The 13,874-nt window shown below is 55.2% G+C and carries 10 protein-coding genes; 8 read left to right on the top strand and 2 right to left on the bottom strand.

Annotated features, from left to right (window positions below):
• Positions 1 to 51: 51 nt before the first annotated feature.
• From FHS18_RS01130 to FHS18_RS01120, 3 genes are all read left to right on the top strand, one after another.
• Complete coding sequence (locus FHS18_RS01130; protein WP_183596045.1) at positions 52 to 678, top strand: SGNH/GDSL hydrolase family protein; 627 nt, start codon at positions 52 to 54, stop codon at positions 676 to 678.
• A 125-nt stretch (positions 679 to 803) separates the two neighbouring features.
• A complete protein-coding gene (locus FHS18_RS01125; protein ID WP_183596043.1) occupies positions 804 to 1,394 on the top strand; it encodes an MSMEG_1061 family FMN-dependent PPOX-type flavoprotein in 591 nt (196 codons plus the stop codon).
• 688 nt (positions 1,395 to 2,082) lie between these two features.
• Positions 2,083 to 6,678 (top strand): PA14 domain-containing protein, encoded by a 4,596-nt coding sequence (locus tag FHS18_RS01120; protein ID WP_183596041.1) that lies wholly within the window; start codon positions 2,083 to 2,085, stop codon positions 6,676 to 6,678.
• Positions 6,679 to 6,765: 87 nt separating this feature from the next.
• Here the strand turns inward: FHS18_RS01120 and FHS18_RS01115 are convergent, their stop codons facing one another.
• On the bottom strand, positions 6,766 to 7,791 hold the full coding sequence (locus FHS18_RS01115; RefSeq protein ID WP_183596039.1) for an LCP family protein: 1,026 nt from the start codon (positions 7,789 to 7,791) through the stop codon (positions 6,766 to 6,768).
• Between the two features lie 241 nt (positions 7,792 to 8,032).
• Here FHS18_RS01115 and FHS18_RS01110 point away from each other — a divergent pair, with 241 nt between their 5' ends.
• The gene (locus FHS18_RS01110) at positions 8,033 to 8,353 is read left to right on the top strand and encodes an antibiotic biosynthesis monooxygenase family protein (RefSeq protein ID WP_183596037.1); all 321 of its coding nucleotides are present in this window, start codon (positions 8,033 to 8,035) and stop codon (positions 8,351 to 8,353) included.
• A gap of 73 nt (positions 8,354 to 8,426) precedes the next feature.
• On the opposite strand, the gene FHS18_RS01105 is transcribed toward FHS18_RS01110, so the two are convergent.
• Positions 8,427 to 8,837, bottom strand: a complete 411-nt coding sequence (locus FHS18_RS01105; RefSeq protein ID WP_183596035.1) for an Lrp/AsnC family transcriptional regulator — start codon at positions 8,835 to 8,837, stop codon at positions 8,427 to 8,429.
• 151 nt (positions 8,838 to 8,988) lie between these two features.
• On the opposite strand from FHS18_RS01105, the gene FHS18_RS01100 reads away from it, so the two are divergent.
• The 4 genes from FHS18_RS01100 (at position 8,989) to yjfF (ending at position 13,855) form a co-directional block, all read left to right on the top strand.
• The gene (locus FHS18_RS01100; protein WP_183596033.1) at positions 8,989 to 9,747 is read left to right on the top strand and encodes an MBL fold metallo-hydrolase; all 759 of its coding nucleotides are present in this window, start codon (positions 8,989 to 8,991) and stop codon (positions 9,745 to 9,747) included.
• A gap of 541 nt (positions 9,748 to 10,288) precedes the next feature.
• The gene (locus tag FHS18_RS01095) at positions 10,289 to 11,824 is read left to right on the top strand and encodes a sugar ABC transporter ATP-binding protein (protein ID WP_183597286.1); all 1,536 of its coding nucleotides are present in this window, start codon (positions 10,289 to 10,291) and stop codon (positions 11,822 to 11,824) included.
• On the top strand, positions 11,796 to 12,806 hold the full coding sequence (locus tag FHS18_RS01090; RefSeq protein WP_183596031.1) for an ABC transporter permease: 1,011 nt from the start codon (positions 11,796 to 11,798) through the stop codon (positions 12,804 to 12,806). The genes FHS18_RS01095 and FHS18_RS01090 overlap by 29 nt, the downstream gene beginning before the upstream one ends.
• Positions 12,803 to 13,855 (top strand): galactofuranose ABC transporter, permease protein YjfF, encoded by a 1,053-nt coding sequence (gene yjfF / locus FHS18_RS01085; protein ID WP_183596029.1) that lies wholly within the window; start codon positions 12,803 to 12,805, stop codon positions 13,853 to 13,855. Before FHS18_RS01090 ends, yjfF begins: the two co-directional genes overlap by 4 nt.
• The last annotated feature ends 19 nt before the right edge of the window (positions 13,856 to 13,874 follow it).

Genomic DNA, 13,874 nt, shown 5'->3' with positions numbered 1-13,874 from the left:
TCGCTTACAGTACCTATTCTCACAACGAACCGGCGAGGGGAGAAATTGAAAATGAGCGTGTTGCAACCGAAAGACGTCATTCTATTCCAGGGAGACAGCATTACGGATTGTTGGCGTAATCATGGGGATCCCTCCCATTTGGGCATGGGTTACCCTTATCTGCTCGCAGCAGAGCTTGGACGTGAGTATCCTGAGCTTGGGCTGACATTCCTGAATCGCGGTATTAGCGGCAATCGCGTCGTCGATCTGCAGCAGCGATGGGAGAAGGATTGCCTGGCATTGTCGCCGACGCTCGTATCGATCTATATCGGAATTAACGATACATGGAGACGGTATGACAGCAACGATCCGACTTCCGCGGAGCAGTTCTATGAGGGCTACCGCCAATTGATTACGCGGACGCTTGACCGCCTGGATGCGCGGCTGGTGCTGATCGAACCGTTCGTGCTGCCGGTACCGGCAGACCGGAAGGGATGGCGGGAAGATCTGGATCCGAAGATTCAAGCGGTTCGGGAGCTGTCCCGCGAATTCAAGACAGCCTACGTGCCGCTCGACGGACTGTTCGCGGCTGCCAGCGCCAAGGTCGATCCGGCATACTGGGCAGGAGACGGCGTTCATCCGACGGCAGCAGGACAATCGCTTATCGCGAAAGCTTGGCGCGAAGCGGTCGGCCTATAGAGGTTACGCTAGCATTCGTCTACGTGCAGGCGATAATCCGATGACATGCCTAACGCGTATTTGATTAATAGGACAATCTTGGCTTACAATTGAGGCAGTATGTTTAAATATAGGACGGTGTAATCATGTCGGATACGTTATGGGCAACAGATAGAATTACGTCAGCGGAAGAGATCCGCGCGATGATCGATCAACCGCATGAAGCGGTCGTTATGAAGACGGTCCATCAGATTGACTCGCATATTGCGGACTTTATAGCGAAATCCCCGCTCTTCTTCCTCGGCACCTCCGCTGATTCGGGCCGGGCGGACGTGTCGCCGCGCGGGGATGCGCCGGGTTTCGTGAAAGTATTGAATGAACGGACGCTGGCCTTCGCTGACCGGCCGGGCAACCGCAGACTGGATTCGCTGCTCAACATTATCGAGCATCCGCAAGTCGGCATGATGTTTACGATCCCGGGGCTCAATGAGGTGCTGCGGATTAACGGCCGCGCCGGATTGAGCAAGAATGAAGCGCTGCTGGAGCAGCTCGGGCTGAGCGGCAAAACAACCGGCATCGTCGTCATCGTCGAGGTCGAGGAATGTTTCATCCATTGTCCGCGCGCGTTCAAGCAAGCGGGAATATGGGATTCGCAAACGTGGCCGCAGGAGCATCCGTCGACGATGGATATGTTCAAGGCGCATTTGAAGCTGAACGGTTACCAGGCTAAAGAATAAACCCTTGGCCGAAGGCTCGTATATCAGGAACGCTCGGGATGAGCTTAATAAGAGGAGAGGCGCAGCTGCGAAGGCTGCGTCTTTTTGTTATTCAGCGTTTAGGAAATTATGCACTGAAGTGATCTGTGGATCATCGTAAAGCTTGTCCGCGCGAGCGGACTTTAGCGAGGGATAGCGGGAAGTATGCATAAACGCATGTAATAGAGGTCTGCTCTCCAAGGTAAACCGTCGTGGACGAAGCTCGAACATAGAGCTTTGTCCCACTTACTGGAATGCTGCAAGTTCTACTGGACTTGCAAGCAAACCATAGGGACAAAAGCGGGCTAACGTCGAAAGGAAACATCGAAGATGGCCGCGTAACGTACCAGGCCGATTTCGGGTGTGCAGAGGGCTGTGGCCCTTGCATCCCCTCCGATGGAGGGGTGGGGGAGGTGAAATCAAGGGGTTCTGAAGGGAGAAGCCCTTTTTGTTCCGCCGCGAATATGCCGCTCATAAGGGCATAACTTTGACGGGATTTTATACAAAAAGCCATTATATCTCAAATACATAGCTAGGCGAATTCCTTAGAATGGAAGATATGAAGCGGGAGAGGGGAGGCGTGGAGCGGCCGTAAGCGCGGCGTTATGTAAGCGTATTCTAGAACGACGAATGAAAGACGGGCTACATCCATTAAAGGAGGAACAACGCAATGGCATTGCAAGTGAACATGGCCAGAATCGCCAGACTGCTGGTCCTAACCATGCTCATCACGTTCATACATGCCTATCAGACACCTTTCAGTTATGCGGCAGAAACGGCAGCGGAGGCGGAGGAAGCGGAAGCCGGCGACGTGCATGGCTTGAAGGCGGATTATTACACGAGTTCCGGTCCGAGCGCTTTCAACTTCGGGACCTTGAAGTCGACGGTGATCGATCCGCAGATCAATTTCAGCGGGCTCGAGCCGGTATTCAGCACCCTCGTAGGACAGAACGACAATGTGAATGTCCGCTGGACGGGTCAAATTATGCCGACGCATTCCGAGACGTACACCTTCTCGATGATCGGCGACAACGGATTCCGGTTGTGGGTCGACAACAAGCTCATTATCGATCACTGGGTGAACGATTGGGATAAGGAGCAGGTCGGCCAGCCGATCGCGCTGCAAGCCGGCGTGAAATATAACTTCAAGATCGAGTATTTCGAGAACAACGGCGGCTCGAACCTGTATCTGCGCTGGCAAAGTCCGAGCGTGGCGAAGCAGATCGTACCGGCGGATGCTTTCTATCTCCCGGATAACTTTTCCTTCGATGGTCCAACATCAGGCGTCATTGCCGAGAGCGGACTGACGGCGGATCTTCAGTTCGGCTATAAGCTGAGTACGCTGCCGGCTAATCTGAAAGATTCGCTGAAGCTGTCGGTCAGCGGAACGGATTGGCCGATTACTTCGATTGGGCTCAAAGAAGGCGACAGCTCGATCATTCAGTTGACCTTCGCCAATGCCGTCTACGGCAAAGATGCGAAGCTCGTCCATGTCCGTTATGACGGCAACGGCGGACTGCAAACCGAAGATGGGCGCGCTGTCGCGAGCTTCGCGAACAGCATCGTGAACAACTCGAAGTTCCAGATCATGACCCCGTGGGCGGATGATGTCGATCCGGACAATGTGCTGCCGGAATATCCGCGCCCGCAATTCGAGCGTACGGATTGGCTCAATCTGAACGGCGAATGGGAGTTCGAAGCGGCGGAGCAGGGCGATGCGGTACCTACCGGCGAGACGCTGGAGGAGAACATCCTTGTGCCGTTCGCGGCGGAATCCGTGCTGTCCGGCATTAACCGCGTCGAGGATTTGATGTGGTACAAACGCAGCTTCGCGATTCCGGAGAGCTGGGACGGGAAGCGGGTCAAGCTGAACTTCGGCGCGGTGGACTATCTCGCGACCGTGTATGTCAACGGTCAACAGGTCGGCCAGCATAAGGGCGGCTACACGTCGTTTGATTTTGACATCACCGAATACTTGGTTGCCGGCGAGAATGAGCTGATCGTGCATGTGCTCGACCAAACGGATGTCGGCGCTGACCAAGCGGTCGGCAAGCAGACGGTGAAGAAGCTCGGCGGGATCTGGTATACGTCGATCTCCGGGATCTGGCAGACGGTATGGCTCGAGCCGGTGGCGAGCGCGCATATCGAGAAGCTGGATATGGTTACCGACATCAACCAAGGCAAGCTGCTGCTGAAGCCTGCCGTAGAGAACGGAAGCGGACACAAGGTAGAAGCGATCGCGAAGATCGGGGATGAAGTTGTCGGTACGGCAACGGGCAATGCGGGAGAAGAACTCGCGGTATTCATTCCGGATGCGCATCTGTGGTCGCCGGATGATCCGTTCCTGTACGATCTGGAGGTGCGTCTTGTTGACGGCGCGTCGAAGGTCGTCGATGAAGTAGACAGCTATTTTGGCATGCGGGAAATTAAAGTCGGCGACGTCGACGGCAAGAAGCGGATTCTGCTCAACGGCGAGTTCGTGTTCCAGATGGGGCCGCTCGACCAAGGCTATTATCCGGATGGGCTGTACACGGCGCCGACGGAAGAAGCGCTCAAGTTCGATATCGAGACGGTCAAACGTCTGGACATGAACATGATTCGCAAACATATCAAGGTAGAGCCGGCGCGCTGGTACTACTGGGCGGATAAGCTCGGCGTGCTCGTATGGCAGGATATGCCGAGCCTCGAGGACCGTCAAGGCAACCAGGGCCGGGATATCTCGCAAGCGACGAAGGATCAATGGATGAAGGAATACATGGAGATGATCGATCAGCTGCGCAGCGTGCCGTCGATCGTCGTCTGGACCGTATTCAATGAAGGCTGGGGGCAATTCGACTGGGGCGGCCAGCAGACGCGCGATGCGGTTAACCGCGTCAAAGCGTACGACCCGACCCGCGTCATCAACAATGCGAGCGGCTGGCAAGATTCGGGCGCTGGTGATCTGATCGACTACCACAGCTACCCGGGTCCGAATACGCCGGTACCAACGGCTTCTCGCGCGGCAGTGCTAGGGGAATATGGCGGTCTTGGCTTGCATGTGCCAGGCCATGAATGGAGCCCGCTCGTCTTCTCCTATCAGCTGATGGAGAGCAAGGAGCAGCTGACGGAGCGTTACATCCAATACATCGAGCAGCTGAAGCAATTCAAGAATAACCAGGGCTTGAGCGCGGCGGTGTATACGCAGATTACGGACGTCGAGTATGAAATCAACGGCCTGCTCTCCTATGACCGCAAGGTAGAGAAAATGGACTTCGACGCCGTGGCGCAAGCGCACCGCGAGCTGATCGGCAATGCGTCAAAGACGGATCTGGCGACAGCCCTTACGGCAGCTCGTGGCCAGGAGGCTTCGATTAAAGTGGGCAGCAAGCCGGGCCAATATGCGCAGGCAGTGGCGAATGCGTTTAACGCGATTATTGCAAGCGCGCAAGAGGTGTACGATTCGGCCTCCCCCACATCGAAGGCGATTCAATCGGCGATCAACCAACTGCAAGAAGGACGCGCGCAGCTATTCGCCAGCGTGAACGATCCGATCGCCGCGGGCGCGCAAGTTGACAGCTTCGATGCCGCGCAGCTTGATGCGGCATGGTCGATCTATCGCAAAGATGATACAAAATGGAGCTTGAGCGAGAATCCGGGCAGTCTGACGTTGACTACGCTCGCCGGCGACAGCTATGAGAACGCGAACGGCATCAAGAACGTCTTCCTGAAGGATGCGCCAGAGGGCGACTTCTCGATCACGTTCAAAGTCACGGCACCGATCAACAAGAATCATCAGCAGGCCGGTCTGTTCATCTGGGCGAATGAGGACAACTACGTCCGCTTCGGCCATGTATGGGATACGGTCGGATCGACGGGCAAATCGCTGGAGACGGCGTATGAAAAATCGGGCAAATACGGCAAAGCTGCGAACATGCAGCCGCATCCCGGCTACGATACCGCCTACTTGAAGCTGAACAAAGTGGGCAATACGTTCACGAGCTACTATTGGAACGGTACGGCGTGGGTACAGGCAGCCGATCCGCTGCAGGTCGAGCTCGGCAGCGAGCTGAAAGTCGGCCTGTACGCGATTGCAGCGACGGATGGCACGTCGATTCCGGCGAAATTCGATTATTTTGCCGTCGCGCCGATCTCTTCCGATCCTTCGGCGACGCTCTCCGGCACGGAGTCGGCTTCGGTCGGCGGAGCGGTCGATATTGAACTGGGCGCGGCGAACGTGAAGTCTCCTTTCACGACGATCGATACGATCATTCATTATGATCCGAGCCAATTGTCGTTCGAGACGGTTGCTTCGGAACAAGACGGCAAGACGACTTATGCGCTGGCGGAAGGCGCATTCAGCGAGCTGCGCGGCGGTTTGCGCGTCGTCGGCACGGCCGTGAAACCGGACGAAGGCAGCATTCGCGTCATTATGGCGAGCGAAGGTACCGCTAATGAAGTGGCACAGGACGGTTCGCTGCTCCAGCTGCATGGCACCGTGAAAGCAGGCGCGGAAGCGGGTACGGCCACCGTAACGCTCAGCAGATTCGATGTATCCAAGGATGGCGATGAAACCTCGTACGATACGTCGGCTGAACTGCAAATCAACGTTGCCGCGGCGGACAAAACAGCGCTTACCGCTGCGATCGCAGAAGCGCAAGCGCTTCACGATGCCGCATCGGAAGGCTCGCAGCCGGGCGAATACCCAGCAGGCGCCAAGGCAACCCTGCAAGCGGCGATCAACAGCGCGATCAGCGTCCGCGACAACGCAGGCGCAACCGCGGAGCAAGTGGCAGCAGCCATTACGGCGCTCGCGCAAGCGGTCGATACCTTCCGCGATTCGGTCAACCCGGCGAATCCGGCGGACAAAACAGCGCTGAGCGCGGCGATCGACGCCGCACAAGCGAAGCTCGCCAAAGCGGTCGAAGGCACGAAGCTCGGCCAATACGAAGCCGGCGCCAAGGCCGCGCTGCAAACGGCGATCGACGCCGCAATCGCCGTCAAGAACCGCGCGAACGCGTCGCAATCGAGCGTCGATCAAGCGACAGCCGCGCTTGGCGAGGCGGTCCAGCAGTTCCTGACGCGCTTCATCAGCCTCATCGAAGGCCAGACCAAAGTCAGCATCCGCGATCTGTCCATCATGGCGGCGAACTATCGCATCACGAGCGAAGACGCCGGATGGGAGCAGCTGCAAGCAGCGGATATCTTCGACGAAGGCACGATCTCGATCCGTTCGTTGTCGGCGGTAGCACGCATGATTCTGGACGACTGGAGCGGAAGCGTGGAGTAAGGCGGAGTATAGGGTTGGTTAAGAAAGGTTTGAAATAGAAGGAGAGACAGCCCTGGACCGGAATAGGTGGTCCAGGGCTGGTTTTGTTTACTTTAGCGTGCTGCTTGAATCGATTGGCAGGTCGGGGTCAAGCCACCTAGATATCTCATTTTTCACGTTAACGAGATCTTCTTCGTCCACATTATAGTACCAGATCCCATCGTCCCTTTTCCCGCCGGTCCCCTTGAGGGTGTGGCTTGTGATGAAATTGTCGTCGTGCTCAAGGAACCGCATGGCGTTGTCGGTCATTGTGCTCGGGGGCATATCGGTCTTAAGTGTTTCCCCTAAAGAGTCCAGGATCGTAGGGATCTTGGTTAGATTGCCGAGCTCGATCATTCTTGAGGTGACCGCTCGGATGAATTCGACTTGCCGGTGCGTGCGATTGAGATCCCCGCCGGCATCTTCGCGGTAACGAACATAATTCAAGGCATCTTCGCCGTTGTATAGCTCCTGTCCGCCTGGAATGACGAATTTCTCATGGTCCTTGTCGTCATTCACGAGGTCCTCGGTTATCGGCAGGCGAAGACCGCCTAGCGCATCCACGGTGTTCTCGACGCCTTTGAAATTAATGGTGGCATAGTAATCGACCCTTTGCGAGAGCAGTCCCTCGATCGTGGAGACGGAAGCACTTGCGCCCCCGAAAGCATAAGCATGCGTAATTTTGTCATGGGAACGGCTATGCTCACTCGCTCCCCGAATGTTGACGTAAGCATCTCTGGGTATGGAGATCATGAGAACCCGCTTTTCCTTCGGTCTTACGACCGAAAAGATCATCGTATCGGAGCGGCCGATTTCGTTATCGCGCTGGTCCACGCCTAACAAGAGCATCGTAAAGGGCTCCGCATCCTGGACAATGACCTTGGTCTCCTTGTTCGGCAGGGGTTCGTAACTCTCGGCGAGTCCGGTCTCGATCGTGGGTGCAACGATGTTGTCGAATAGCAAGAGCGCGATCTCTTGTCGGAATAAATATCCAGCCGCAAGCAATGGGATGAGGCCGAAGAGAATGAAACGAAGCAGCGCTTTCTTAGGGGAAGATTGCTTCTTGTGTTTGTGTTGTTCTACACGATTAGACATCCCTCGAACCTCCATGACAAACAAAATAAGTGGATCTTTTATCATGGACGGGATTATCTGGCAAATTGTTTCAATTGGACTGTGATTTGGATATTCATTCTGTTGGTACATAGAGGAGCAGATTTATTTCGTCCGTTCGATAATGGATAGATCACGGGATTATACACACGCGCTATTTTAATTTTAATTCTAATCGTATACGCTACTTTAAGAGCTGCGCTAGAGAAGGAGGACGACAGGGATGACAGCCGCGACGAATGGATCTTATTATGCCGTTATTTTTTCGAGCCAACGAACGGATGGGGACAACGGTTATTCCCAGATGGGGGAACGAATGGAGGAGCTTGCCAGGGAGCAGCCCGGATTCTTAGGGGTGGAGAGCGTGCGGGACGCCTCGGGATCGGGCATTACCATCTCGTATTGGGAGAGCCTGGAGGCGATCCACAATTGGAAGCAGCATCAATCGCACAAGGTGGCGCAAGAGGAAGGCCAACAGGTCTGGTACGAGAATTACAAGGTGCGGATTTGCAAGGTGGAACGCGAATATTCGTTTGACGCTTAGTAGAGAGAACGGCAGCCGATCGGAAGACGGTTGCCGTTTGGTCTAATGAACAGATCATCCATCTCACAGGATCTCACGATCGTTTGATAACCATCGAGATGCGGTAATTTGCATAGTCGCTCAGGCCATTAAGGAATTGATCTACGTGTTCATTCGATGGGAAGCGGCACTCAAGCAAGTAACATCCATCGCCGCTAATTTTGTACGTATTCAATAGATAATGCTCTTGGGTTTGGATATACGTATGCAGCGGTTGATGATTATGGCCATTCGTAAAAATCGTAATAAAGGCGTGCACATTGCAGCCTAATTTCGTGTGATCGACTTTAATCGAATACCCCTCGATCACGCCGGAATCCTCCAGCTTCGCAACACGACTTGCCGTTGCTTGCCCGGTCAAATGCACTTTCGCCCCTAATTCCTTCATCGTGATGCGGCTATTCTTCGTCAATTCGCCCAAGATGAGCATGTCGGTTTGATCCATCGTATACCTCCCTCATGGCAATCACAAACACATTCCATTGCGTACTCTTTCATCATTCAAGTCAAAACGCGGAATGACTTGATCGAAGTTATGTATCTTCATAGGGGTATCCCCTACAATGAATACATAACAAAGTAAAGGGGCTAACCATATGAAAGTCACATTGATTCGGAATGCAACCTTGGTCGTGGAATATGCGGGGAAGAAGTTCCTAGTGGATCCCTTCTTAGCTGATAAGGATACGTATCCGCCTTTTCCTAACGCGTTAAGACAGGACCGGTCAAATCCGCTGGCTAGTTTACCTATTCCCGTTGACACCATTATAGATGTAGATGCGGTGATTGTAACCCACTTGCATGTCGACCATTTTGATGATAAAGCCAAAGAAGCGCTGCCCAAAATGATCCCCATGTTCGTACAAAACGAAGAGGATGCGAAGGAAGTTCGAAATGCCGGTTTCCTGAATGTGGAGATTCTTGCTGCACATTCGCGGTTTGAAGATATTCAGCTCATCCAAACGAAAGGGGAACATGGTCGAGGAGAAATATTACAGCGCACAGGCAACGTTTGCGGCGTTATATTGAAGCATGCGGAAGAGAGAACGCTCTACGTAGCCGGAGATACCGTGTGGTATGAAGGCGTTCGGGAAGCAATCGAGGTCTACAAGCCAGAGGTTATCGTGGTGAACGGCGGGGATAATCAATTCCTGCAGGGCGGTTCTTTGGTCATGGGCAAAGACGATATCTATCACGTGTATCAAGCTAGCCCAGATTCCATCATTATTTCCGTCCATATGGAGGCCGTGAATCACTGGACGTTATCCAGAACGGAATTAAAAAGCTTCCTAGCCGAAAAAGGAATCTCGTCTTCGGTACTAGTGCCGGAAGATGGCGACTCTTATATGTTGTAAAAGTTTAGTGCCCCGACCGTGCAGAAATGCATGGCAGGGGCACTTTTTTATTACGCCCTTCAAAAAGCAAAGCGTGTCCACAAAGTGGACGTCAAGCGAGAGCCAGCACGTAACAGCGGACCTTGTTCATTCGTGCGAGTCTCCTCCCAAGGCACAAAAGCCGCGAACGAAGCTCGACGTAGAGCTTTGTCCGACCGGGAAGCGGGATGTCTAACGGACATACCCGTTACCCGATCGGACAAAAGCGGGCAAAGCAAGAAAGGACAGATCGAAGACGGCCGCGTAACGAGCGACGCCAGTTCCGGGTGTCCTCAGAGTTTTCCGAATGGAAAACTCACTTCGGAAGCATAAGCTGGGCGGTTGCCCTTGGTTCCCCTCGGCGGAGGGGGAAGGGGCGAGGTGAAAACAAGGGGTTTAAGGGGCGAAGCCCCTCCCTCCCTTTGAAATGTCCGAATACTTAACAAAATAGCCTGTAATTCTAAATACTTGACTCCTCAAACTTTTTACAATGAACGAGAAGAGAAAAGGTGAGGTGAGTAAGATGGACACGGGCCAACTGTTGCGGGCGCAGGGTATCAGCAAGTCGTTCCCTGGCGTTCAGGCGCTGTCTAAGGTGGATTTCACGCTGCGAAGAGGCGAGATCCACGCGCTGATGGGGGAGAACGGAGCGGGAAAGTCGACGCTCATTAAAGCATTGACCGGCGTATACGAGAAAGACGCGGGCATGGTCTGGATGAACGGGCGGGAGATCCATCCGAAGTCGCCGCTGCAGGCGCAGGATATGGGGATCAGCACCGTGTACCAAGAGGTGAATTTATGCCCGAACTTGACGGTGGCGGAAAATATTTTTATCGGCCGCTACCCGCGCAAGCGGATGCTCATCGATTGGGAGACGATGAACCGGCGCAGCCAGGAGCTGCTCGAGCGGCTCGATCTGTACATCGACGTGAAGCAGTCGCTGTCGTCGTATTCGGTCGCGGTGCAGCAGATGGTCGCGATTGCGCGGGCCGTCGATATTTCCAACGGGGTGCTCATTCTGGATGAGCCGACGTCCAGTCTCGATACGAATGAAGTGAAGCAGCTGTTCGCCGTCATGCGGAAGCTGCGGAATGAAGGGCTGGGCATTATCTTCGTCACGCATTTCCTGGACCAAGTGTACGAGATTACGGACCGGATTACGGTGCTGCGCAACGGCAAGCTTGTCGGCGAATTCGAGACGGAGCAGCTGCCGCGCACGCAACTGGTCTCCCATATGATCGGGCGGGAATGGAATCCGGACGATGCCGCCGGAAGCAAGCAGGCACGCAAGGGAGAGAACCAGCCGTTCGTGATCGCGAAGGGGCTGGCGAAGCGGGGCAGCATCGAACCGATCGACTTGACCATCCACAGAGGCGAGGTGCTGGGACTGGCCGGCCTCTTGGGCTCGGGCCGAACCGAGGTAGCCAAGCTGATCTTCGGCATCGATAAGCCGGATGAAGGGGAATTCACTATCGACAATGCGATGATGTCGTCGATGTATCCGCGCAAGGCGATCCAGCAGGGATTCGGCTTTACGCCCGAGGACCGCAAGGTGGCCGGCATCGTCGGCGAGTTGTCGATCCGCGAGAATATCGTGCTGGCGCTGCAGGCGAGGGAAGGTTTGTTCAAGGCGCTGTCCGTTCGCAAGCAGAAGGAGATCGCAGATCATTACATCCAACTGCTGAGGATCAAGACGCCGAGCAGCGAGCAGAAGATCGAGAACTTAAGCGGCGGCAACCAGCAGAAGGTCATTCTGGCCAGATGGTTGGCGACTCAGCCGAAGCTGCTCATTCTCGATGAACCGACGCGCGGCATCGACGTAGGTTCCAAGCTCGAGATTCGCAAGCTGATCCTCGAATTGGCTGGGCAGGGCATCTCGGTGCTCTTCATCTCCGCGGAGCTGGAGGAGATGGTGCAGTGCTGCGACCGCGTCGTCGTGCTGCGGGACAAAAATCCGATCGGCGAGCTCGCCGGCGCCGATATGACGGAGGATCGCATTATGCATATGATCGCGGAAGGAGGGCTCACCCATGACCAAACTGGCGGAATCGGCGCGTAGCCTGTCCAAGCATCCGATTACAAGGCCGCTGCTTGCGCTTGCGTTCTTGTACGTGCTGATGCTGATCATTATGCCCAGCTTCTTCAAGCTGGAGATGCATGACGGCCATCTGTACGGCAACCTGATCGATATTCTGAAGAATGGCGCGCCACTGATCATCATCGCCCTCGGCATGACGCTCGTTATTGCGGTGGAAGGGATCGATATCTCGGTCGGTTCGGTGCTGGCAATCTCCGGCGCGGCCGCGATTTATTTGCTCGACGGATATCCGTTATGGATTGCGTTGATCGCGGCTGCAGCGGTCGGCATCGTGTGCGGCATGTGGAACGGCATGCTCGTCGCCATCCTGCAGATCCAGCCGATGGTCGCCACGCTCATCCTGCTCACGATCGGGCGGGGAATCGCGCAGCTCATCACGAGCGGGCAGATTCTCTCGACCTCCGAGCAATCGTATATGTATCTGGGCAAAGGGTATCTGATAGGTCTGCCTTTCCCGATCTTCCTCGCGGCCGGCATCTTCCTGCTGCTCTATCTGTTCAAAACCAAAACGGCATTCGGCCTGTTCCTCGAATCGGCCGGCGGCAGCAAGACGGCGAGCCTCTATGCAGGCGTGAAGCCGCGCACCATCCTCATGATCGCCTACACGATTACCGGGCTCTGCGCCGCGATCGGCGGCATTATCGTCAGCGCCAATCTGGGCAGCGCGGATTCGAATAACGCAGGGCTCTGGATCGAGCTCGACGCGATTCTGGCCGTCGTCATTGGCGGGACGTCCATGCGGGGCGGGCGTTTTTATCTCGGAGGCACGGTCGTTGGCGCCTTGTTCATCCAATCGCTGACGACCACGATCTATGCGCTCGGAATTCCGCCGCAAAGCATTCTGCTCGTCAAGGCGGTCGTCGTCATCGTCGTCTGTCTGATGCAATCGGACGTGTTCCGCAAGAAGCTCGCGTTCACAAGGAAGAAGGTGCTTGCCGAATGAAAAGCCTCTATGGGCGAATCAGCCACAACAACATCATTATTTTCGCCACTTTGCTGCTGCTCGTACTTCTGTATGGCGCCGGCTCGTTTCAATATACCGGATTTTTCTCGCAGCAGGTGTTCTTGAATCTGTTCATCGACAATGCCTACCTCATCATCGTCGCGACCGGCATGGCGTTCGTCATCATCTCCGGCGGCATCGATCTGTCCGTCGCCTCCATCGTCGCGCTCGTCAGCATGGTGGCCGGCTCGTTGTTCCAGCAAGGCGCGAATGCATTCGTCGTCATCCTGGCATCGCTCGCTATCGGCGTGCTCTTCGGGCTCGGACACGGTTACTTGATCGCGCGATTCAAACTGCATCCGTGGATCGTCACGCTGGCGGGCATGTTCCTGGCCAGAGGGATCAGCTACCTGATCAGCACGGAGAGCATCGTCATCAGCAATTCGTTCTTCAATGAAGTGTCGCAGTACAAAATCCGCCTATTCGGCGACGGATTCATCTCCATCAGCGTCGTCATTGCGCTTGTCGTGGTCGTTGCCGCGATCCTGGGGGCCAAATATACGGCGTTCGGACGCGCGATCTACGCGCTGGGCGGCAGCGAAAAATCGTCCATGCTCATGGGACTCCCGGTCGAGCGCACCATCGTAAGCGTATATGCGCTGAGCGGTTTCATGTCCGCGCTGGGCGGCGTCGTATTCACCTTTTATACCTTATCGGGTTATTCGTTGCATCTGCTCGGCATGGAGATGGATGCGATCGCGGCTTGCGTCATCGGCGGCATTCTGCTCACGGGCGGCTTCGGCTACCTGATCGGACCGATGCTCGGCGTCATCTGCACCGGCATTATTCAGACGCTGATCATGTTCCAGGGCACGCTCAGCTCCTGGTGGACGAAGATCGCGATCGGCTTCCTGTTGTTCCTGTTCATGGCGATTCAGCGGCTTATCGTCATGCAGAAGGACCGCGGCGCGACAAAATCGGCCAGACGCAAGCCAGCGGCGACTTTGCAGAATCAGCCGAAAAGTGTAAACAAAATCGGGAATTTGTAAATACAGCGGCTGCCCGCAC

It is taken from the genome of Paenibacillus phyllosphaerae, assembly GCF_014192105.1.
Lineage (GTDB): Bacteria > Bacillota > Bacilli > Paenibacillales > Paenibacillaceae > Paenibacillus_Z > Paenibacillus_Z phyllosphaerae.
The sequence above is the reverse complement of the archived record's forward strand: the minus strand, read 5'-3'. Positions and strand labels throughout refer to the sequence as shown.

What these genes read in the sequence shown, in the direction of transcription:
- FHS18_RS01095 (WP_183597286.1), top strand. Translation starts at nt 10,289, where the DNA reads ATGGACACGGGCCAACTGTTGCGGGCGCAGGGTATCAGCAAGTCGTTC.
- FHS18_RS01090 (WP_183596031.1), top strand. Translation starts at nt 11,796, where the DNA reads ATGACCAAACTGGCGGAATCGGCGCGTAGCCTGTCCAAGCATCCGATT.
- FHS18_RS01115 (WP_183596039.1), bottom strand. Translation starts at nt 7,791, where the DNA reads ATGTCTAATCGTGTAGAACAACACAAACACAAGAAGCAATCTTCCCCT.
- FHS18_RS01120 (WP_183596041.1), top strand. Translation starts at nt 2,083, where the DNA reads ATGGCATTGCAAGTGAACATGGCCAGAATCGCCAGACTGCTGGTCCTA.
- FHS18_RS01130 (WP_183596045.1), top strand. Translation starts at nt 52, where the DNA reads ATGAGCGTGTTGCAACCGAAAGACGTCATTCTATTCCAGGGAGACAGC.
- FHS18_RS01100 (WP_183596033.1), top strand. Translation starts at nt 8,989, where the DNA reads ATGAAAGTCACATTGATTCGGAATGCAACCTTGGTCGTGGAATATGCG.
- FHS18_RS01110 (WP_183596037.1), top strand. Translation starts at nt 8,033, where the DNA reads ATGACAGCCGCGACGAATGGATCTTATTATGCCGTTATTTTTTCGAGC.
- FHS18_RS01105 (WP_183596035.1), bottom strand. Translation starts at nt 8,837, where the DNA reads ATGGATCAAACCGACATGCTCATCTTGGGCGAATTGACGAAGAATAGC.
- FHS18_RS01125 (WP_183596043.1), top strand. Translation starts at nt 804, where the DNA reads ATGTCGGATACGTTATGGGCAACAGATAGAATTACGTCAGCGGAAGAG.
- yjfF (WP_183596029.1), top strand. Translation starts at nt 12,803, where the DNA reads ATGAAAAGCCTCTATGGGCGAATCAGCCACAACAACATCATTATTTTC.